General features: G+C 68.2%; 16 protein-coding genes. 7 read left to right on the top strand and 9 right to left on the bottom strand.

Going from position 1 to position 20,661, the window contains the following annotated elements:
- Positions 1–199: 199 nt before the first annotated feature.
- The 3 genes from LAJ50_RS08780 to dapA all read right to left on the bottom strand — a co-directional run bounded on the left by LAJ50_RS08780 (position 200) and on the right by dapA (position 2,530).
- Positions 200–592, bottom strand: a complete 393-nt coding sequence (locus LAJ50_RS08780; RefSeq protein WP_138651163.1) for a hypothetical protein — start codon at positions 590–592, stop codon at positions 200–202.
- 146 nt (positions 593–738) lie between these two features.
- Positions 739–1,509, bottom strand: coding sequence for a formate dehydrogenase accessory sulfurtransferase FdhD (gene fdhD, locus LAJ50_RS08775; protein ID WP_138651239.1), 771 nt, complete (start codon positions 1,507–1,509; stop codon positions 739–741).
- Positions 1,510–1,630: 121 nt separating this feature from the next.
- Complete coding sequence (gene dapA, locus LAJ50_RS08770) at positions 1,631–2,530, bottom strand: 4-hydroxy-tetrahydrodipicolinate synthase (protein WP_138651164.1); 900 nt, start codon at positions 2,528–2,530, stop codon at positions 1,631–1,633.
- A 211-nt stretch (positions 2,531–2,741) separates the two neighbouring features.
- Between dapA and LAJ50_RS08765 the strand changes: the two genes are divergently transcribed.
- Entirely contained in the window at positions 2,742–3,221 is a 480-nt protein-coding gene (locus LAJ50_RS08765; RefSeq protein ID WP_138651165.1) for a VOC family protein, read from the top strand.
- 132 nt (positions 3,222–3,353) lie between these two features.
- On the opposite strand, the gene LAJ50_RS08760 is transcribed toward LAJ50_RS08765, so the two are convergent.
- The gene (locus LAJ50_RS08760) at positions 3,354–3,902 is read right to left on the bottom strand and encodes a cupin domain-containing protein (protein WP_138651166.1); all 549 of its coding nucleotides are present in this window, start codon (positions 3,900–3,902) and stop codon (positions 3,354–3,356) included.
- A 128-nt stretch (positions 3,903–4,030) separates the two neighbouring features.
- Here LAJ50_RS08760 and LAJ50_RS08755 point away from each other — a divergent pair, with 128 nt between their 5' ends.
- Positions 4,031–5,407 (top strand): aspartate aminotransferase family protein, encoded by a 1,377-nt coding sequence (locus LAJ50_RS08755; protein ID WP_138651167.1) that lies wholly within the window; start codon positions 4,031–4,033, stop codon positions 5,405–5,407.
- Positions 5,408–5,701: 294 nt separating this feature from the next.
- Here the strand turns inward: LAJ50_RS08755 and LAJ50_RS08750 are convergent, their stop codons facing one another.
- The 3 genes from LAJ50_RS08750 to LAJ50_RS08740 all read right to left on the bottom strand — a co-directional run bounded on the left by LAJ50_RS08750 (position 5,702) and on the right by LAJ50_RS08740 (position 8,901).
- Positions 5,702–6,232 carry an adenine phosphoribosyltransferase gene (locus tag LAJ50_RS08750; RefSeq protein WP_130552596.1) on the bottom strand — a complete coding sequence of 177 codons (531 nt, stop codon included), beginning with the start codon at positions 6,230–6,232 and terminating at the stop codon, positions 5,702–5,704.
- A 62-nt stretch (positions 6,233–6,294) separates the two neighbouring features.
- The gene (locus tag LAJ50_RS08745; RefSeq protein WP_138651168.1) at positions 6,295–7,851 is read right to left on the bottom strand and encodes a YdiU family protein; all 1,557 of its coding nucleotides are present in this window, start codon (positions 7,849–7,851) and stop codon (positions 6,295–6,297) included.
- A gap of 840 nt (positions 7,852–8,691) precedes the next feature.
- Entirely contained in the window at positions 8,692–8,901 is a 210-nt protein-coding gene (locus tag LAJ50_RS08740; RefSeq protein ID WP_130552598.1) for a cold-shock protein, read from the bottom strand.
- Between the two features lie 506 nt (positions 8,902–9,407).
- Between LAJ50_RS08740 and LAJ50_RS08735 the strand changes: the two genes are divergently transcribed.
- The 3 genes from LAJ50_RS08735 to LAJ50_RS08725 all read left to right on the top strand — a co-directional run bounded on the left by LAJ50_RS08735 (position 9,408) and on the right by LAJ50_RS08725 (position 12,336).
- Entirely contained in the window at positions 9,408–9,956 is a 549-nt protein-coding gene (locus LAJ50_RS08735; RefSeq protein WP_138651169.1) for a YaeQ family protein, read from the top strand.
- 2 nt (positions 9,957–9,958) lie between these two features.
- The gene (locus tag LAJ50_RS08730) at positions 9,959–11,149 is read left to right on the top strand and encodes an NAD(P)/FAD-dependent oxidoreductase (protein ID WP_138651170.1); all 1,191 of its coding nucleotides are present in this window, start codon (positions 9,959–9,961) and stop codon (positions 11,147–11,149) included.
- Between the two features lie 113 nt (positions 11,150–11,262).
- The gene (locus LAJ50_RS08725; protein WP_130552601.1) at positions 11,263–12,336 is read left to right on the top strand and encodes a LacI family DNA-binding transcriptional regulator; all 1,074 of its coding nucleotides are present in this window, start codon (positions 11,263–11,265) and stop codon (positions 12,334–12,336) included.
- Between the two features lie 49 nt (positions 12,337–12,385).
- Here LAJ50_RS08725 and LAJ50_RS08720 read toward each other — a convergent pair whose 3' ends face one another.
- Positions 12,386–14,002 (bottom strand): alpha-amylase family glycosyl hydrolase, encoded by a 1,617-nt coding sequence (locus LAJ50_RS08720; protein ID WP_171044521.1) that lies wholly within the window; start codon positions 14,000–14,002, stop codon positions 12,386–12,388.
- 32 nt (positions 14,003–14,034) lie between these two features.
- Positions 14,035–15,522 carry an MFS transporter gene (locus LAJ50_RS08715; protein ID WP_138651172.1) on the bottom strand — a complete coding sequence of 496 codons (1,488 nt, stop codon included), beginning with the start codon at positions 15,520–15,522 and terminating at the stop codon, positions 14,035–14,037.
- A 391-nt stretch (positions 15,523–15,913) separates the two neighbouring features.
- Between LAJ50_RS08715 and LAJ50_RS08710 the strand changes: the two genes are divergently transcribed.
- The gene (locus tag LAJ50_RS08710; protein ID WP_138651173.1) at positions 15,914–17,521 is read left to right on the top strand and encodes an alpha-glucosidase family protein; all 1,608 of its coding nucleotides are present in this window, start codon (positions 15,914–15,916) and stop codon (positions 17,519–17,521) included.
- Between the two features lie 316 nt (positions 17,522–17,837).
- Positions 17,838–20,606: a TonB-dependent receptor gene (locus LAJ50_RS08705; RefSeq protein ID WP_138651174.1), complete on the top strand. Its 2,769-nt coding sequence runs from the start codon at positions 17,838–17,840 to the stop codon at positions 20,604–20,606.
- The last annotated feature ends 55 nt before the right edge of the window (positions 20,607–20,661 follow it).

Below are 20,661 nucleotides of genomic sequence, written 5' to 3'. Positions count from 1 at the left end.
CAAAGAGTTTTATTGCTATCCAAATGGCAGACAGGATTAACCTATTAGCACTCACGGCGAGCCCCACTGTTTAATGGATTAGCCAACTTCCTCCGCCCTCAGGCCCTCGCACTAACTTTCTCCACAAGCCGTCCGCGCTTGGCGGTATCCACTCCATTTCAAAGGATTCCAGGTCTTTCCGCCTCTGACGCTTCATCCATCAGTGCGGATTCCCTCCACAAATTCCAAGCGCCCGATCAAGAATATTCTTGGGAGGAAGACCACCCATACTTGGATGCGCAGCTATATATGTCTTCGCGGCCTTGATGGCTTCTCGATCTTTCTCGCGGCAGCTCCAATACGGCACCGCGCGCGCGTACACGCCAAGATCGAATAACGCCTGACCGATATCCCTCTCGTGCAACGCCACAGAATAGGAAAGATCATGGCGTTCTGTCGCAGCGGCCGACAGTCGGATACGCCCCAGCGCCTGGGAGACCTCATTCTGACCGGCCAGGGTGGCCATCGTATCCGCCCCTTGCTTGATCCCAAAATAAAATCCGATACCGCACGCAGTCCCCATCAAAACCAATATCAAGGCAATCTTGGCCACGCTCTTCATCCCTTCTCCCTTCCAGTGCGCGCCCGCACCATAGCGTTGCGTTCAAGCACTCGTTCTCACTACCGAGAGCCCAGCCACTGAGAAGGGCTCGGTGTAGCGTGGCCCACCGCTGCGCCAACGCCCCAATCTTCAGCGCCTTATCCGTCCAGCCGCTGGGGATGGGTATAAACAGCATAGCCATCGTCGCGGGCGAAGCCCAGCAGGGTCAGGCCGGTGCGCTGGGCCAGCGACAGGGCCAGGGCGGTCGGGGCGGAGATGGCGGCCAGAAAGGCGATGCCGGCGCTGGCGGCCTTCATCGCCATTTCGTAGCTGGCCCGGCTGGTGACGACCAGGAAGCCGGCCTGGGGATCGAACCCGGCGCGGTGCATCGCGCCGATCAGCTTGTCCAGGGCGTTGTGCCGGCCCACGTCCTCGCGCACCAGCGCGATCTCGCCATCGGCCAGCGCCCAGCCGGCGGCATGGGTGGCGCCGGTGCGGGCGCCCAGCGGCTGGGCGGCGCGCAGCGCGCGCAGGGCGCGCTGCAGGGCAGCAGGCGTCACGACGATCCCGGGACCGACCGGTGCGGGATCGCGCAGGGCCGCCTCCAGCAGTTCGCTGCCGCACACGCCGCAGCCGCTGCGTCCGCTCATGCTGCGGCGGCGGCGCTGCAGCGCCTGCTCGCGTTGCGGCGGGATGCGCACGCGCACCTCCACGCCTTCGAGCAGGTGTTCGATCGATTCGACGCGCGCATCGTCGATCGCCTCGACGATGCCCTCGCTGAGCGCGAAGCCCTGGGCGAAATCGGCCAGGTCGCACGGCGTGGCCATCATCACCGCGAACGGCGCGTCGTTGTAGACGAAGGCCACCGGCACTTCCTCGGCGATCTCGTCCACGCGTGCCTCCGCGCTCTCGCCACGCACGCGCACCATCTCGCGCCGCACGCTGCCGGCGTCTTCGGTCGAAGCCGGCCGCGTCGGATCGCTCAAGGCCCCACGCCTGCCATCCGGCGCGTGGCTGCACGACCTGTGCGCGGTGCCGGCGACATCGGCGTCAGGCCAGCAGGCCGGCTTCGCGCAGCGCCGCCTCGACCTTGGCCTGGTTGGCCGGTTCGAGTTCGGTCATCGGCAGGCGCAGCGCGCCGCCGCAGTGCCCCAGGCGCGACACCGCCCACTTGACCGGGATCGGGTTGGCCTCGACGAACAGCTGCTTGTGCAGCGGCAGCAGGCGTCGCTGGATCGCCACTGCGGTGGCGACATCGCCGGCCAGCGCCGCCGCGCACAGCTCGCGCATCAGCCGCGGGGCGACATTGGCGGTGACGCTGACGTTGCCGTGGCCGCCGCACAGCATCAGCGCCACGGCCGTGGCGTCGTCGCCGGAGTAAATGGAAAAGCCTTCCGGCGCCTCGCGGATCAGCCACTGCGCGCGCTCGATGTTGCCGGTGGCCTCCTTGATGCCGACGATGCCCGGCAGCTGCGCCAGGCGCAGCACCGTGTCGTGCGCCAGGTCGGCCGCAGTGCGGCCGGGCACGTTGTACAGCACGATCGGCAGGTCGCCGGTGGCCTCGGCGATGGCCGCGAAATGGCGGTACTGCCCTTCCTGGCCGGGCTTGTTGTAGTAAGGCACCACCTGCAGCTGGCTGTCGGCGCCGACCTCGCGCGCGAACCTGGCCAGCGCGATCGCCTCGGCGGTGGAATTGGCGCCGCAGCCGGCCATCACCGGCACGCGGCCGGCGGCCTGCTCGACCGCCACGCGGATGATCTCGCAGTGCTCCTCCACGTCGACCGTGGGCGACTCGCCGGTGGTGCCGACCACGCCGATGCAATCGGTGCCTTCGGCCACGTGCCAGTCCACCAGTTTGCGCAGGGCGGCGTAGTCGACGCTGCCGTCCTGGTGCATCGGGGTGACGAGCGCGACGATGCTGCCGCGCAGGGGGGCGTGGGAAGTGGTCATGAAGGCAGGGCTTTGCGGGATGAAGTGGAGGGAGCCGCCGATTCTAAGCGTCATGGCGCGGTCGCGGGCGCGCCGCGAGCGGTGTCGCCTGCAACCATTACGCTCAGCAACGCGCTGGCGTGCGTGTCGATCTTCATCGCCCTCGCGCGTCGAGGCCGTATAAGGACGCGGCAGTCCCGCCGCGTCGATCACCGCCAGGAGGAAACGCGCCATGATCCCCAAAAACACCCTCTGCCTTTGGTACGACGGCACCGCGCTGGAGGCCGCGCAGTTCTACGCGAAGACCTTTCCCGACAGCCGGGTCGGCGCCGTGCGCCGCGCGCCGTCCGATTTCCCCTCCGGCAAGGCCGGGGACGTGCTGGTCGTGGAGTTCACCGTGTGCGGCGTGCCGTGCATGGGGCTCAACGGCGGGCCGGCGTTCAAGCACAGCGAGGCGTTCTCGTTCCAGATCGCCACCGACGACCAGGCCGAGACCGACCGCCTGTGGGATGCCATCGTCGGCAACGGCGGGCAGGAGAGCGCCTGCGGCTGGTGCAAGGACAAGTGGGGCCTGTCCTGGCAGATCACGCCGCGCACGCTGACCGAAGGCATGGCCGATCCGGATCCCGCCGTGGCCAAGCGCGTGTTCGAGGCGATGATGACGATGGGCAGGATCGATGTGGCCGCGATCGATGCGGCGCGGCGGGGCTGAGCCCGCCGTAAGACTTTCCAGCGTCTGATCCGGCTGCTGCTTAACGCGCTAAACAGCGGCCGTCTCGATGGGCTGCGATGCCTTGAACGCTTCGCAGCCCATCGCTCGCCGGGTGCGACGGCGACCTCGTTCTCAGAACGTCGGCGGCGTATTCGCGCTGACGATCACCGCCTCGCTCTCGCCCAGGTTGCGGAAGCGATGCGGCACCCGGCTTTCGAAGTAGTAGCCCTCGCCTGCGCGCAGCACCCGCACCTGCTCGCCGACGGTGACTTCCACCTCGCCCGCCACGACTACCCCGCCCTCTTCGCCAGCGTGGACCAGCAGGGTCGGGCCGGTGTCGGTGCCCGGCGGCATCACCTCGCGCAGGATGCACATCTGCCGCCGCGCCACCCGCTGTCCCACCAGGAAGTAGTGCACGCCGTCGCTGCCCACGTCGGGCGTCTCTGCGGCGCTGTAGAACGGGCTGTCGGGCGGGCCGGGCTCCAGGTCCAGGGTGAAGAAATCAGCCAGCGAGATCGGGATGCCGTCCAGCACCTTCTTCAGCGACCCGACCGATGGGCTGACCTTGTTCTGCTCGATCAGCGAGATCGTGCTGTTGGTCACGCCTACACGCTTGGCCAGCTCGCGCTGGCTGAGCTGCTTGGCGGTACGCACCTGCTGCAGCCGCGCTCCGATGTCCATGCTGGCTTCTGGCCCCTGTGTTGCGGATTCTTGACACCCAGGGCGGCATTGAGCCTGTTTCTGCCTCACGTTGTAAAGTTTCTTCAACGCGCTAGGCTAAGAACATCCCTTCTCCGTCCGAGGCCCGCATGAGCGCCGATTCCCTCACCCCGCGCGACGGCTACGCCGCCCACTACGCCGAACTGGGGGCGCGCCAGCCCGATTCGCTGGACGCGTTCTGGATGCCGTTCACGGCCAATCGCGCCTTCAAGGCCAAGCCGCGCCTGCTGGCCAGCGCCAAGGACATGCACTACACCGACATCGACGGGCGGCAGATCCTGGACGCCTGCGCCGGGCTGTGGTGCGTCAACGCCGGCCACGCGCGGCCGCGCATCGTCGAGGCCGTGCGCCAGCAGATAGGCACACTGGACTTCGCGCCCAACTTCTCGATGTCCTCGCCGCTGCCGTTCGTGCTGGCCGAGCGTCTGGCCGCGCTGACGCCGGGCGACCTCAACCACGTCTTCTTCACCAACTCGGGCTCCGAGTCGGTGGACACGGCGCTGAAGATCGCCCTGGCCTACCAGCGCGCGCGCGGCGAAGGCCAGCGCACGCGCCTGATCGGTCGCGAGAAGGCCTACCACGGCGTCGGCTTCGGCGGCATCTCGGTGGGCGGGCTGCCCAACAACCGCAAGTGGTTCGGCCCCGGCCTGCCGGGCGTGGACCACCTGAGGCACACGCTGGACATCGCGCGCAACGGCTTCTCGCAGGGCCTGCCGCCGCATGGACTGGAATGGGCCGAGGAGCTGGAGCGCGTGATCGCGCTGCACGATCCGTCCACCATCGCCGCGGTGATCATCGAACCGATCTCCGGCAGCGCCGGCGTGATCCTGCCGCCGGAGGGCTATCTCAAGCGCATCCGCGAGATCTGCACGCGGCATGGCATCGTGCTGATCTTCGACGAGGTGATCACCGGCTTCGGCCGCGTCGGCAAGGCCTTCGCCTCGCAGCGCTTCGGCGTCACGCCGGACATCATCACCGCCGCCAAGGGCATCACCAACGGCTGCGTGCCGATGGGCGCGGTGTTCGTGTCCGAGGACATCTTCGAGGCCTTCGACCAGGGCCCGGACAGCGCCATCGACCTGTTCCATGGCTATACCTACTCGGGCCATCCCCTGGCCTGTGCCGCCGCGCTGGCCACGCTGGATACCTACGCGGAGGAACACCTGTTCGAGAAGGCGATCGAACTGGGCGACTACTGGCAGCAGGGCCTGCATTCGCTCAAGGGCCTGCCCCATGTGATCGACCTGCGCAACTTCGGCCTGATCGGCGCGATCGAGTTCGCTCCGCGCGAGGGCGCGCCGGGCGCGCGCGGCTTCGAGGTGTTCCGCCGCGCCTTCGAGGACGGCCAGATGCTGACCCGCGTGACGGGCGATGTGATCGCGCTGTCGCCGCCGTTGATCGTCGAGAAGCCGCACATCGACCGGATCTTCAGCGTGCTGGCCGATGTGATCAGGGCGACGGGCTGAAGCGGGAGATCGCGCGCGGGGCACGGTCTGCTTTTCGCGGTGTCCCGCTGACGTCCATGGAGCCCCGCGTTCGCGGGGATGACGGAATCTGCGCTGACGCAAGCGTGGCGAACGTCCACTCCGGCAGCGCTACTCCCTGCCCCTTGCGCAGCAGGGGGTGGCCGGGAGAGGTCGAATCAGGTCGCGGGAAACGCTGACTCAGACGCCAAAAGCACCCGCCGCATCACACATCGTTCCCGCATGTCGAAGACCGGAGATGCCACAGGACGCCGGTTCCGCCGGCGCTTGTGGCCCTCACGGAAACCGCAGCACCGCAGTCAGCGGCAGATCCGCCTGCCAGCGCCCGCGCCCGCCCAGCGCCTGCAGCTCGATCAGCACCGCCGCGCCCAGCACGTCGCAGCCCTGCTGCCGCGCCAGCGACAGCGCCGCGTGCAGCGTGCCGCCCGAGGCCAGCACGTCGTCCACGATCAGCACGCGCGTGCCGGGCGGCAGCGCGTCGCGATGCATCTGCAAGGTGTCCTTGCCGTACTCAAGGCCGTATTCGACGCTGAGCACAGAAGCCGGCAGCTTGCCAGGCTTGCGCACCGGCACAAACCCGCACTTGAGCGCACGCGCCAGCGCCGCGCCGAGGATGAACCCGCGCGACTCGATGCCCAGCACCGCCTGCACGCCGGCCTCGCGCCAGGGATCGGCCAGCGCGGCCGTGGCGGCGGCGAACGCCGCCGCATCGGCCAGCACCGGCGTGATGTCCTTGAACAGCACGCCAGACTTGGGGAAGTCGGGCACATCGCGGATCAGCGCGGCCCATTCGGTTTGCACGGACATCGACACGCTCGTGGTCCTGGGTAAAGCGCGATGCTACTGCACCGCGCCGCACGCTGCCGTGCTCAGGAACTGCAGGACAGCATCGAGCAGCCGGCCCGGTCGCGCGCCCAGTCCGGGCGCTTGCGGGCGAAGACCTCGCGCCCAGGCTGATCCTCGTAGGGACGGCGCAAAACATCCATCAGCGTGTGGATGCCACCCAGGTCGCCGTCGTGCGCGCGGTCGATCGCCTCCTGCGCCAGATAGTTGCGCAGCACATAGCGGGGATTGACACGGCGCATGCGCGCACGCCGCGCACCTTCGTCGCCATCCTGCGCGCAACGCGCGGCGTAGCGCGTCAACCAGTCGGTGAACGCGGTCGCGTGCAGCTCGAACTTTTCCGCGTCGTAGAAGGCCTCGCGCAGCGCCTCCAGCGCCTGCGGGCCGGGAGCGTGCTCGCCCAGCTCGCGGAAGAACAGCGTCATGTCCACCTCGGCCGCATGCAGCAGCGCGCGCAGATCGGCCATCAGCGCGGCGTCGGCGGGCGTGTCCTGCGCCAGGCCCAGCTTGGCCGCCGTATCGCGGCGCTCGCACGCGGCGAACACATCCACATAGTCCTGCAGCCCGGCCTGCAGCGGCGCAGGATCGGCGAACAGCGGCGACAGCGCGCCGGCCAGCCGGCTCAGGTTCCAGAACGCCACCTGCGGCTGCCAGCCGTAGCGATAGCGCCGGCCCTGGCGGTCGGTGGTGTTGGGCGTCCAGTCCGGATCGAAATCGTCGATCCAGCCGTAAGGGCCGTAATCGATGGTCAGCCCCAGGATCGACAGGTTGTCGGTGTTCATCACCCCATGGACGAAGCCCACCCGCATCCAGTGCGCCATCAGTTCGGCCGTGCGCGTGCACACCTGCGCAAACCAGGCCGCATCGCGCGCCTCGCCGGCCGGGCCGTCGAGCTCGGGAAAGTCGCGCGCGATGGTGAAGTCCACCAGCCGGCGCAGCAGCGCCACATCGCCGCGCGCGGCCGGCAGCTCGAAATGCCCGAAGCGCAGGAACGACGGCGCCACCCGGCACACGATCGCCGCCGGCTCCGGCGCGGCATGACCGTCGTAGAACATGTCACGGACCACCGCATCGCCGGTGCCGACCAGGCACAGCGCGCGTGTGGTCGGCACACCCAGGTGCGCCATGGCCTCGCTGCACAGGAATTCGCGGATCGACGAGCGCAGCACCGCGCGACCGTCCGCGAAGCGCGAGTACGGCGTCGGCCCCGCGCCCTTGAGCTGGAGCTCCTGGCGGCTGCCGTCCACGGCGATGGCCTCGCCCAGCGAGATCGCCCGCCCGTCGCCCAACTGCCCGGCCCAATGGCCGAACTGGTGCCCGCCATAGTTGGTGGCGAACGGCGCCATGCCCGGCGCCAGCGCATTGCCGCCGAACACCTGCGCGAAGCGCGGCTCGGCGATGTCCTCGGCCCGCAGGCCCAGCAGCGCGGCGACCTCCTGCGACCAGGCCAGCACGCGCGGCGCGGCCACCGGCGTCGGCGCCACCGAAGACCACAGCGCCCCTTCGACCTGGCGCGCCTGCGGTCCCACGACCGGATCGCCCGGCAGCTCGGCGATGAATCGGTTGTCGAAGTTCAACTGCATGGAGCCCGCCTCGCGTCTGCGCCGTGTGCCTGCTGATATGGCGCCGGCGCTGGCATAAAAAAGGTTTCGCGGAGTGCAGTGACGGTGAACGTCCCTGGCCCACCGCCTCGCCTCGCCTCGACTCGACCAGGCGCAGCTCCTCGGCCCATCAGCCCACCTGGCTCATTCTGGAGGGGAAAAGGCTGAGTGCGCCTCGAGTTTCGCTGCGAGCCACTCATGCTTTTGTGGGAGCCGCCATGGCGGCGATGAGGCTTTCCCGGTGAAGCCTCATCGCGACACAGGCATTGCTGGTAGAGCCTCATCGCCGCCATGGCGGCTCCCACGGCTTGGTCTGGTGTCCCGCAAGGACCGATCGCACACGCGCGCGGCCGCAGAACATCCTGACCTGCTCCCCCGCAGCGCCCGACCGGTTCGAAACCTCGGGGCGGAAGGATCAGGACTTGTTAGGACTTTCGACCCGAAGTCCCTTGACCCAACGCGCGCGGCAGCGGGCCGACGACCGGTGGCCGCGACGAGCGAGGCAGGACGCCGAGCGCCTTAAGTCAGGGCAGGATGCCCTGATCGAAGGAATAGCGGACACCGGCCGCCGGACCGTTGCCCCTTCGAAGCAAGAAAGCACACGTCTCTACGAAGTCAAAAAACACACGCCTCTCCAAAGTGAGAAAGCGCGCGCCTCTCCGAAAGCGGAAGGCACATACCCCGCTCGCAGCGGAAAACGCACCTCTCTTCGAAGCCTCAGCGCCAACCGCCGCCAATATCCCCTCGGCGGGGAAAAAGCCAAAAAAAAACGCCGGGACAAGCCCGGCGTTCTTCATGCGTGTTGACGCGGTGGGGGCTGGATTACAGCGCCTGCACCTGGTCGGCCTGCATGCCCTTCTGACCCTGCACGGCCACGAAGGTGACCTGCTGGCCTTCCTTCAGCGACTTGAAGCCGTTGCCCTGGATCGCGCGGAAGTGCACGAACAGGTCCGGGCCGCTCTGCGGGGTGATGAAGCCGAAGCCCTTGGCATCGTTGAACCACTTGACGGTACCGGTCTGACGTTCGCTCATTTTTACTACTCCTGGAAACATGATGGGTAATCGCGGCGCCGGGATTCCGGGCCGAGACTGGGTTTGCAGGCGTAGGAAAAACGCAAACGATGTAGCCGATCTGTCGATCTACCGCATCAGGCTCACGAACCACGGTGACCCTGGCAAGCACAGTGGGCCGCACGATACGCAGGTTGCGGTGAAAAAGCCAACACAATCGCGGGCCGATCCGGGAAATTTGCCCGCTGGCCCTTGACAGCCGTGCGCCGCATAGGGTTCTGCCTGAACAATTCCCTTTCAAAACAAGCAGCTAGCCGGTAGCATACGTCACAAGGCGAGGTCTGAAGCCATCGCCGGCGGTGTCGGCGGATGTTGCGTTGCAGCAGTGCAGCGGGCATCCGGGCCGGTTCCGGGCCTAGGATGGCCCCGTCCTGCGCGGAACCTTCCTGGCCCTTCTTCGCTTATCGCCCGCCCCGCATGCCTGCACGGGTGGTGCGCTTGGTCTCACTTCTCTTTCGTGCAATGCCATGGCCCTTTCCGCCACGATCCGCAAGGTCGAGCTGCAGATCAGCGACCTCGACCGCAACCACTACGCCAGCCACAGCCTGACCCTGGCCCAGCATCCTTCCGAAACCGACGAACGCCTGGTGGCGCGGGTGCTGGCCTTCGTCCTGTATGCCGACGAGCGCCTGGCCTTCGGCCGCGGCCTCAGCACCGAGGACGAGCCCGACCTGTGGCGCCGCGACTACAGCGGCCAGATCGAACAGTGGATCGAACTGGGCCAACCCGACGAGAGCCGCCTGCGCAAGGCCGCCGGCCGCGCGCGCGAGGTGGTGGTGGTCGGCTACGCCGGCCATGCCGGCGATGTGTGGTGGCACAAGCACGCCGCCTCGCTGCGGCGCATGAAGCAGCTGACCGTGATCGACCTGCCACAGGACGCGATCCGGGAACTGGCGGCCAGGCTCGTGCGCACCCTGCGCCTGGACGTCCTGATCCAGGACGGCGAAGTCCAGCTGATGGGCGACGACCTGCAGCTGGTGGTGGTCCCGATCGTCCGCCACGCGCCGCAGGACTGAAGGTGCCATCCGGCTTCACCCACGAGGTGCTGATCATCGGCGGCGGCGCCGCCGGGCTGATGTGCGCGGCCACCGCCGGCGCGCGCGGGCGCTCGGTGCTGGTGATCGAGCACGCCAATCGCGTGGGCAAGAAGATCCTGATGTCCGGTGGCGGGCGCTGCAACTTCACCAATACAGGCGCCTCGCCGGCCAACTATCTGTCGGACAACCCGCACTTCTGCCGCTCGGCGCTGGCGCGCTACACGCCGCGCGACTTCATCGCGCTGGTCGAGCGGCACCGCATCGCCTATCACGAGAAGGAACTGGGCCAGCTGTTCTGCGACGACTCGTCCAAGCAGATCGTGGCCATGCTGGTCGCCGAGTGCGAAGCGGCGGGCGTGCGCATCGCCACCGGCTGCGGCGTGGAGCGCGTGGCCGCGCGCGAGGGCGGCGGCTATGCGGTGCACACCGCGCAGGGCGTGTTCGCCGCGCCTTCGCTGGTGGTGGCCAGCGGCGGACTGTCGATTCCCTCCATGGGCGCCAGCGGCTTCGGCTACGCGCTGGCGCGGCAGTTCGGCCACACGGTGCTGCCCACGCGCGCGGGGCTGGTGCCGCTGACGCTGAGCGGCCGCCCGCAGGAACAGCTGGCCGACCTGGCCGGCGTGTCGCTGCCGGTGCGCGCGACGGCCGGCAAGGTCGCCTTCGACAACGCGATGCTGGTCACCCACCGCGGCATCAGCGGCCCGGCGATCCTGCAGATCTCCTCGTACTGGCAGCCCGGCCAGCCGCTGCACCTGGATCTGCTGCCCGGCCAGGATGCCCTGGCGGTGCTGCAGGCGCAGCGGGCTGCGCGCCCGGCGGCCGAGCTGAAGACCGTGCTGGGCGACCTGCTGCCACGCCGCTTCGCCCAGCGCCTGTGCGAACACTGGCTGCCCAACCGGCCGATGAGGCAGTTCAACGACCCCCAGCTGCGCCAGGCCGCCGAGCTGCTGCGCGCCTGGCCGCTGGTGGCCAGCGGCACCGAGGGCTATCGCACCGCCGAGGTCACCCTGGGCGGCGTGGACACGCGCGAGGTGTCGCAGGCCACGTTCGAATCCAAACGCGCGCCGGGCCTGCACTTCATCGGCGAAGTGCTCGACGTCACCGGCTGGCTGGGCGGCTACAACTTCCAGTGGGCCTGGGCCAGCGGACACGCCGCGGGTCAGGCGGTCTAGCCCCCGATCGCGATCGCGCGGGTTCACGGCCGCGACCGCTCACCTTCCGCGCTCCGTCCCCGCGCGCCTGCCGAATGCCGCACCGCAGCACGGCGTTGCCGGGGCCGCGTGGCATGATCCCGCGCACCGCAACATCCGCGTGGTTCGACGTGCAGCATTCGATCAAGGGCAAGGCGACTTCGCTCGATATCGCGCACCTGGCCGGCGTCTCCCAGCCCACGGTCTCGCGCGCGCTGCGCGGCAGTCCCATGGTCAACGAGGACACCCGCCGGCGCATCCTGGCCATCGCCGAGCAGTTGCACTACAAGGTCGACAAGAACGCCTCCAACCTGCGCACCCAGCACACCGGCACGCTGGCACTGCTGTTCTTCGAGGACCCCACGCCGGACGAGTCGGCGATCAATCCGTTCTTCCTGTCGATGCTGGGCTCGATCACCCGCGCCTGCGCGCTGCACGGCTACGACCTGCTGATCTCCTTCCAGAACCTGTCCACCGACTGGCAGGCCGACTACGCCGACAGCAAGAAGGCCGACGGGCTGATCCTGCTCGGCTATGGCGACTACCTGCAATCGCGCGTGCGGCTGGAGAAGCTGCAGCAGCAGGGCATCCGCTTCGTGCGCTGGGGCGCGGCGCTGCCCGGCCAGCCGGGCGTATCGATCGGCTGCGACAACTTCCAGGGCGGGCACGACATGGCCGCGCACCTGATCGCCCAGGGGCGGCGGCGCATCGCTTTCCTCGGCCATGCCTCGGCGCACTACCCCGAATTCCAGGAGCGCCATCGTGGCGTCTGCGCCGCCCTCGATCAGGCGGGACTCCAGCACGAGGCGGCCCTGCAGGTGGATGCGGAGACCAGCGAGCAGTCCGGCTACGACGCGGCGCGCACGCTGCTGGCGCGCGGCGTCGCCTTCGACGCGGTGTTCGGCGCCAGCGACCTGATCGCCATCGGCGCGATGAAGGCGCTGCGCGAGGCCGGCCTGCGCATCCCCGAGCAGGTGGCCGTGGCCGGCTTCGACGACATCCCGCTGGCAGGCTTCGTCACCCCTGCCCTGTCGACCGTGCAGCAGGACACGCGCCAGGCCGGCATGCTGCTGGTGGATGCCCTGCTGCAGCAGCTGCACGGCCAGCCCGTGGAGAGCCAGACCATCCCTGTCACACTGGCGCTGCGCGGCTCCACCCACTGCGGCTGAAGCGCCGCGCAGGCGTCACCGCAGGTCGAGGCGCGCATGCGCGCCTTATTCAATCGCGCAGCCGGTGGCCCATGTCTTCGGCCAGGCGCTTGCGCAGGTCGGCGTTGGTCAGCGCGCCGTCGTAGAACAGCACCCGGACGCCATGCGCCGGCACCTCCAGCGCGAGGCGGTCATCGATCCGCACCTGGCTGCCGTCGAAGCCATCGCGCCAGGTGCCGGCCTGCAGCAGCGTCTCCAGCCGCAGGGTCGAGGCAGTCTCGGCCTTGTTGAGCAGCACCAGCGCGGTCTGCGCCTGCCCGTCGTGTTCGTAGACGCGGTAGAAGGCACCGGTATCGCCCTTCAGCGTCAGGTTGAGCTGGAGCCCGCGCTGCAGGGCGATCGAGTCGCGTCGCAGGTTGGCGATGCGCTTGAGGTTGCGGTAGATCGCGCTGTCGCCCGCGGCATCGATGCGCTGCTGGCCGTAGTAGTTGCGGTTGCCGGCGTGCTCGGCCGCGCCGCGCATGAAGCCGGTCTCCGAGCCGTAGTAGATCGCCGGGATGCCGCGCGCGGTGAACAGCCAGTTGTTGGCGTCGATGAAGCCCGCATCGCTGGCATCCAGCCGCGCCATGTCGTGGTTGTCGTAGAAGGTGACCAGGTCGTAGGGGTTGGCGTACGGGCCGTCCTCCAGGTACAGCGTGCGCTCCAGGTCCTCGTAGCCACCGCCCTCCTTGCCGAACACCTTGGACAGCTTCGCCCGCTGCGGGAAGTCCAGCACGCTGTAGTGGCCGTTGCGCTCCAGCGTGTGGGCAGCGATGAAGGCCGCGTCGTAGTCGAAGGCCTCGCCGAACATGAAGAAGCCCGGATGCCTGGCGCGGATGCGGTCTGCGAACTGTTTCCAGAAGCGATGCGGCATCCAGCCGATCGTGTCCACGCGAAACGCCGCCGCGCCCTGCTCGATCCACTGCTCGTAGGCGCCGGCCAGATAGTCCAGCACCGCCGGGTTGTCCTCGGCCAAGTCCGAGAGCTGGGCCAGGCCGCCGCCGGTGTTGTAGAAGGCGTGCATGGGGTTGTGCTTCGGGTCGAGCTTGGCCGGGTCCAGGTTCTGGTGGTCGGCCAGCTTGCGGCCGTCCTTGTCGAAGATCTGGCCGAACTTGGGCTGCGCCTTGGGCATCGAATACGCTGGCGAGCCGTGGTTGGCCACGATGTCCAGCACCACGTCCAGCTGCCGGCCCTTCATGGCGCGGGTGAAGCCGGCGAAGTCCAGGCCCTTGCTGGGCAGGTGTTCGTCGAGCTTGTAGAAGTTCACGCCCCAGTAGCCGTGGTAACCGGTCTTGCCCCGATCGGTCATCGCACTGCCCCAACGGACGGGCTCGCCGCCGGTGAAGGCCTCATCGGGATTGTCCACGATCGGCGTCACCCATACCGCGCCGAAGCCCATGTCGTGGATGTAGCCGGCGTTGTCGACGATGCCTTTGAAGTCGCCGCCGAGGTAGCCGATGTTGTCGCTCTGCCCGGCCGGCGCGCCCGGCGTGGGCAGGTCGAAGGTGCGGTGCCGGCCGCCCTGGTCGCGATGATCGTTGGACGGATCGCCGTTGACGAAGCGGTCGGTCATCACGAAGTAGATCGCCTTGCTGGCGAAGGGTTCCAGCGTGCCATACAGCTCGTCGGCGCGGGCCGGCACGGCCAGGGACAGGGCCAGCAGCGAAAGACAGAACGTTCTCATGCGTGGGCTTCCGGACGGGCATCCCGCACGCGCAGCGTGCACAGGCCGGCCACCAGCAGGCTCAGGCCACCGACGGCCAGCGCGTTGATCGGCGCGCCGCCCAGCACGGTCTTGACCAGCAGGCCCAGGATCGAGGCGGCCACCAGCTGCGGGATGACGATGAAGAAATTGAAGATGCCCATGTACAGGCCCATCTTGCGCGCCGGCACGCTGTCGGACAGCAGCGCATAGGGCAGCGACAGGATCGAGGCCCAGGCGAAGCCCACGCCCACCATCGACAGCAGCAGCCAGTGCGGATCGCGGATCAGCAGGAACGACAGGAACCCCGCTCCGCCCAGGCACAGATTGAGCAGATGGCTCCAGCGCAGCCCCAGCACCCGCACCATCTGCGGGATCACGATCGCGGCCAGCGCGGCGAAACCGTTATAGGCGGCGAACAGCACGCCCACCCAGTTGGCCCCGTCGTTGTAGGCGGCCGAGGTGGTGTCGCGCGTGCCGAAGTGCGTGGCGGTGACCGCATCGGTGGTGTAGATCCACATCGCGAACAGGGCGAACCAGGAGAAGAACTGCACCACCGCCAGCCGGCGCATGGTCGGCGGCATGTCCAGCAGATCGTCGACGATGGCTGCATACATGCCGCCGCACACGCGGCCGCGCCCCAGCAGCAGGGCGCCGAACGCCGCCGCACCGCCGCCCAGCACGTACAGCTGCTTGTCCAGGCCCAACAGCGCCACCAACGCACAGCCGATCAGGCCCAGCACCAGCGCAGCGATGCCCAGGCGCAGACGCAGCGCGGGCGGGGATGCCGATGGCGCCGGCGCGACCTCCGCCTCCGGCGCTTCGCGCTCGCCGGCCAGCTGGCCCGGCGGATCCTCGCGCGTGGTGAGCACGGTCCACAGGATGGTCAGCAGCAGCACGGCGCCGCCGAAATAGAACGCATAGCGCACCGTGTCCGGCACCTCCCCCGCACCGGCGGTATTGGCCACGCCGGCCTGCGCCAGCAGCCAGGGCAGCAGGCTGGCCACCACCGAGCCGATGCCGATGAAGAAGCTCTGCATCGCATAGCCCGAGGCGCGCTGGCGCGTGGGCAGCAGGTCGCCGACGAAGGCGCGGAACGGCTCCATCGAGATGTTGATCGAGGCGTCCAGCACCCACAGCAGGCCAGCCGCGATCCACAGCGCGGGCGAGTGCGGCATCGCCAGCAGCGCCAGCGTGGCCAGCACCGCACCGATGAGGAAATACGGGCGACGCCTGCCCAGCCGCGTCCAGGTGCGGTCGGACAGATAGCCGACGATGGGCTGCACGATCAGCCCGGTCAGCGGTGCGGCCATCCACAGCACCGGGATCTCGTCCACCGAGGCGCCCAGGGTGTGGAAGATGCGGCTGACGTTGGCGTTCTGCAGGGCGAAGCCGAACTGGATGCCCAGAAAGCCGAAGCACATGTTCCAGATCTGCCAGAACGACAGGGTGCGGGTTTGGCTCATCACGCGCGATCGATCCCCTTGCGACACCGCGCGGCCGTGTCGAATCACGGCCGCGGTTCGCCGGGCGACATGGTGACCGTTGCCGTCGCGCTTTCCATGCTGCAGTGCAACCAAGTGTGTGCATACGCTGCGATGTCAAAGTCGCGGCCAGCGAATGCAGGCGATACGTTCGAAACGCCTGTTTTCAAGCGGTTTCAGCGATGCGCCGCGTGATCGATGCACCCTGCGCGAAGCCCCTTCTTCGACTCACACATCGCAGCGCGCTGCATACGTATTCATGGCATCGCCCCGTCGTTGCGCGAGGACGCGCCGGGTCATGCGTGGAATAGTGGCGCCCGCTTCGCCCAGGGCCGCTCGCGGCGCCCGGGCCGGATTACTTCGGGGAACGGCAATGAACAACTGGTGGCGCGGCGCGGTGATCTACCAGGTCTATCCGCGCAGCTTCAAGGACACCAATGGCGATGGCGTGGGCGATCTGCCCGGCATCGTCGAGGGCCTGGACTACATCGCCAGCCTGGGCGTGGACGCGATCTGGATCTCGCCGTTCTTCAAGTCGCCCATGGCCGACTTCGGCTATGACATCGCCGACTACCGCGATGTTGATCCGCTGTTCGGCACGCTGGCCGACTTCGACGCCCTGTTGGCCAAGGCGCATGCGCTGGGCCTGAAGGTGATGATCGACCAGGTGCTCAGCCACTGCTCGGACCAGCACGCCTGGTTCCAGGAAAGCCGGCTGAGCCGCGACAACGCCAAGGCCGACTGGTACGTCTGGGCCGATCCGAAGGAGGATGGCACGCCGCCGAACAACTGGATGTCGCTGTTCGGCGGCGTGGCCTGGCGCTGGGAGCCGCGGCGCGAGCAGTACTACCTGCACAACTTCCTCGGCGCGCAGCCGGACCTGAACTTCCACAACCCGGCCGTGCAGCAGGCGACGCTGGACAATGTGCAGTTCTGGCTGGACCGCGGCGTGGACGGCATGCGCCTGGACGCGATCAACTTCTGCTTCCACGACGCGCAGCTGCGCGACAACCCGCCCAAGCCCAAGGACAAGCGCGTCGGCCGCGGCTTCAGCCCGGATAATCCTTACGCCTACCAGTACCACTACTACAACAACACCCGCCCGGAGATGCTCCCCTTCCTGGAGCGGCTGCGCGCGCTGATGGACCGCTATCCGGACGTGGCCGCGCTGGGCGAGATCTCCTCGGAGGATTCGCTGGCGACCACGGCCGAGTACACCGGCCACCGCCGCCTGCACATGGGCTACAGCTTCGAGCTGCTGGTCGACGACTTCAGCGCCGGCTACATCCGCGACACCGTCGCGCGGCTGGAAGCGGCGATGGACGATGGCTGGCCGTGCTGGGCGATCTCCAACCACGATGTGCCGCGCGCGGTCTCGCGCTGGGGCGGCGCCGGCGACGACGCCTTCGCCGCGCAGTTGGTGGCGCTGGTGTGTTCGCTGCGCGGCTCGGTCTGCCTGTACCAGGGCGAGGAACTGGGCCTGAGCGAGGCGCAGGTGCCGTTCGAGCTGCTGCAGGACCCCTACGGCAAGGCCTTCTGGCCCAACTTCAAGGGTCGCGATGGGTGCCGCACGCCGCTGCCGTGGCGCGACGCCGACGCCGGCGGCTTCACCATCGGCCAGCCGTGGCTGCCGGTGCCGGCCGAGCACCGCGCGCGCAGCATCGCCGCGCAGCAGGCCGATGCGGATTCGGTGCTGCAACACGTGCGGCGCTTTCTGCATTGGCGGCGCACATCTCCGGCGCTGGTCCAGGGCACGATCGACTTCCTGCACACCGACGAACCCGTGCTGGCCTTCCTGCGCGAACACGATGGCCAGCGCGTGCTGGTGGTGTTCAACCTGTCGGCCGAACCGCGGCGATGGACACTGCCCGAAGGCATGGTGGCCACGGCCCTGGAGGGCCACGGCCTGACGGGCGCCACGCTGAACGCGGACACGCTGGCCCTGCCCGGCCGCGGCAGCTGGTTCGGCGCGCTGGCGTGATCGAGGCGCCGGGCGACGGCCTGCGCGGAACCGCTCCCGCGCTGCAGCACAACCCGGGAAACGCACAAAGAAATCCCTGTTTCCAAGCCGTTTCCGGTCGTTCCGCCGGAGGCGCGGGCCGCCGCATCGGCCTTGCGATGACACCGATGCAAGCGCACCGCCATGAATACGTATGCAGGCCCATACACATCCGGGAACGCGCACTACCATGGCCGCCCATTCAAGCAAGGCGCCGTTTTGGCCTTCGCGAATCGCCGGTGTCGAGGGGGACGCCGGATCAACTCGAATGCAGTACCAACATTGACTGGAGGGGAAAATGTTGACTCCCAAGCGCAACCTGCTGTGCCTGTCCATCGCCGCGGCCATGAGCATGGCCACCGCCCAGGCCTGGGCCCAGAGCACACCGACCGACACCCAGGCCGACCCGGCCGCGGTCAAGACCGACGCCACCGACCTGGACCGGGTCAAGGTCACCGGCATCCGCCGCGGCATCGAGGGCGCGATCTCGGTCAAGAAGGACGCCACCTCGATCGTCGAGGCGATCTCGGCCGAGGACATCGGCAAGCTGCCTGACGTGAGCATCGCCGAGTCGCTGGCCCGCCTGCCCGGCCTGGCCGCCCAGCGCGTGGCCGGACGCGCGCAGGTGATCAGCGTGCGCGGCCTCTCGCCCGACTTCTCCACCACGCTGCTCAACGGCCGCGAGGTGGTGAGCACCGGCGACAACCGCAGCGTGGAGTTCGACCAGTACCCGTCCGAGCTGGTCAACGGCGTGACCGTGTACAAGACGCCCGACGCCGGCCTGGTCGGTCAGGGCCTGTCGGGCACGGTGGACATGCAGACCGTGCGCCCGCTGAGCTTCGGCGAGCGCGTGATCGCGCTCGGTGGCCGCTACCAGCGCAACTCGCTGGGCAAGGCAGCCAACGTCGACCCTTACGGCAACCGCTTCAGCGCCAGCTACATCGATCAGTTCTTCGACAAGACCCTGGGCCTGTCGATCGGCTATGCGCACACCGACACGCCGATCCAGGAGAACCAGGTCGGCCTGTACGAGCCGTGGAGCACGCAGAACACCGACAGTGGCAACCGCCCTGGCGTGGCGCCGGGCACCTATTTCTCCGACGGCATCAAGGCCCTGCGCCGCACCGGCAACTCCAAGCGCGACGGCGTGATGGCGACCCTGCAGTACCGCCCGTCCAACGCCTGGACCAGCACGCTGGACGCCTTCCACACCGAGGCCGAGCAGGTCGACACCGCCAACCAGTTCGAGGTCAACCTCAGCAACTACAACGGCGGCTACACCCCGGGCCTGAATATCGCCAACCCGCAGGTCAACGGCAACGACACCTTCACCGGCGGCACCGCCAGCGGCGTCTATCCGCTGGTGCGCGGTATGTACAACAAGCGCAAGGACAAGATCGACGCCTTCGGCTGGAACAACGCCTTCAACGTCGGCGCGGTCAAGGTCAACGCCGACCTCAACTACTCCAAGGCCACGCGCAAGGAGCTCAACCTGGAGAGCAATCTCCAGCTCACGCCGATGCCGCAGCTGGACACGGTCGGCCTGGCCTATCGCAACAACGACTTCTCGCAGATCTCCCATGGGCTGGACTACTCCAACCCCGAGTCGCTGTTCATCACCAACACCATCTACGGCTCGGGCTACGGCAAGGTGCCGCAGGTGGAGGACGAGCTGAAGGGCGCGCGCCTGCAGGCCAGCTTCCCCATGCCGGACGCGCTGAGCTGGTTCTCCGACCTGGACGTGGGCGTCAACTACGCGCGCCGCGAGAAGACCAAGCACCAGCCCGAAGGCAACATCAACCTGGGCCCGCAGGGCGACACCACCATCGCCCCCGACCTGCAGTACGCGCCGGTCAACCTGGGCTTCGCCGGCATCGGCTACATCCCGGCCTGGAACGTGCCCGGCGCGGTGGACCGCTACATGCAGTTCGCCCCCAACGAGGATGCCTCCTACCTGGTGTCCAAGGCCTGGACGGTGCTGGAGAAGATCACTACGGCCTGGATGCGCGCGGACATCGACACCCAGTGGGGCGAGGTGGGCGTTCGCGGCAACCTGGGCGTGCAGCTACAGCATACCGACCAGTCCTCGCAGGCCAACTACTGGGACGGCTCGCAGCCGGCGGGCAGCGAAGTGCGCCCCATCGACGACGGCAAGACCTATAACGACTGGCTGCCCAGCCTGAACCTGGCCTTCCAGTTCCCCGCCGACCAGACCCTGCGCTTCGCGCTGGCCAAGCAGGTCGCGCGCCCGCGCGTGGACCAGATGCGCGCCTCGCTGGAGTTCGGCGTGGATACCTCCACCGGCAAGCCCGGCGCCAGCGGCGGCAATCCGATGCTCGATCCGTGGCGCGCCAATGCGCTGGACATCTCCTACGAGAAGTACTTCGGTGAAAAGGCTTACGTGGCCGCCGCGTTCTTCTACAAGGACCTCAAGAGCTACATCTACACCCAGACCCGCGACAACTACGACTTCAGCGACCTGGTCGCCGGCTACGTGCGTCCGCCCGGCATGACCGTGCCGGTGCAGACCACAGGCACCTTCAGCGCGCCGTTCAACGGCAAGGGCGGCAAGCTGCGTGGCCTGGAGCTGACCGCTTCGTTGCCGCTGGATATGGTGTTCGCGCCGCTGGAGGGCTTCGGCATCCAGGCCAGCGCCACGTTCAACGACAGCGACGTCAAGATCAAGGATCCGGAGAGCGCCTCCAGCGTCGGCGACGGCGCGATCAGCCTGCCCGGCCTGTCCGACCGCGTGTACAACCTCACCGCCTACTTCGAGCGCAACGGCTTCGAGGCGCGCGTGAGCCAGCGCCGCCGCTCGGACTTCATCGGCGAGATCGGCAACTTCAACGGCAACCGCACGCTGCGCTACGTGGTCGGCGAGAACATCACCGACGCCCAGGTCAGCTACACCTTCGGCAGCGGCCGGCTGGACGGCCTGAGCCTGCTGCTGCAGGCCAGCAACCTCACCAACACCCCGTACCGCACCTATGCCGGCAGCAAGGACCGCCCGCTGGAGTACATCGAGTGGGGCCGCACCATCGTGCTGGGCGTGAACTACAAGTTCTGACCGCTCCGTCGGAGAAGATGAAGCAAGGGCGCCGGATCGCATCCGGCGCCCTTTT

This window comes from Pseudoxanthomonas sp. X-1, from assembly GCF_020042665.1.
In the GTDB taxonomy this organism is placed as follows: Bacteria; Pseudomonadota; Gammaproteobacteria; order Xanthomonadales; family Xanthomonadaceae; genus Pseudoxanthomonas_A; species Pseudoxanthomonas_A spadix_A.
Note: the sequence above shows the minus strand (reverse complement) of the source record. Positions and strands in the feature narration are given on the sequence as shown.

Coding starts and splice junctions, on each gene's coding strand:
- LAJ50_RS08755 (WP_138651167.1), top strand. CDS start 4,031: ATGAGCGCCGATTCCCTCACCCCGCGCGACGGCTACGCCGCCCACTAC.
- LAJ50_RS08760 (WP_138651166.1), bottom strand. CDS start 3,902: ATGGACATCGGAGCGCGGCTGCAGCAGGTGCGTACCGCCAAGCAGCTC.
- LAJ50_RS08725 (WP_130552601.1), top strand. CDS start 11,263: ATGATCCCGCGCACCGCAACATCCGCGTGGTTCGACGTGCAGCATTCG.
- fdhD (WP_138651239.1), bottom strand. CDS start 1,509: ATGGTGCGCGTGCGTGGCGAGAGCGCGGAGGCACGCGTGGACGAGATC.
- LAJ50_RS08750 (WP_130552596.1), bottom strand. CDS start 6,232: ATGTCCGTGCAAACCGAATGGGCCGCGCTGATCCGCGATGTGCCCGAC.
- LAJ50_RS08715 (WP_138651172.1), bottom strand. CDS start 15,522: ATGAGCCAAACCCGCACCCTGTCGTTCTGGCAGATCTGGAACATGTGC.
- LAJ50_RS08705 (WP_138651174.1), top strand. CDS start 17,838: ATGTTGACTCCCAAGCGCAACCTGCTGTGCCTGTCCATCGCCGCGGCC.
- LAJ50_RS08745 (WP_138651168.1), bottom strand. CDS start 7,851: ATGCAGTTGAACTTCGACAACCGATTCATCGCCGAGCTGCCGGGCGAT.
- LAJ50_RS08740 (WP_130552598.1), bottom strand. CDS start 8,901: ATGAGCGAACGTCAGACCGGTACCGTCAAGTGGTTCAACGATGCCAAG.
- LAJ50_RS08735 (WP_138651169.1), top strand. CDS start 9,408: ATGGCCCTTTCCGCCACGATCCGCAAGGTCGAGCTGCAGATCAGCGAC.
- LAJ50_RS08765 (WP_138651165.1), top strand. CDS start 2,742: ATGATCCCCAAAAACACCCTCTGCCTTTGGTACGACGGCACCGCGCTG.
- LAJ50_RS08710 (WP_138651173.1), top strand. CDS start 15,914: ATGAACAACTGGTGGCGCGGCGCGGTGATCTACCAGGTCTATCCGCGC.
- dapA (WP_138651164.1), bottom strand. CDS start 2,530: ATGACCACTTCCCACGCCCCCCTGCGCGGCAGCATCGTCGCGCTCGTC.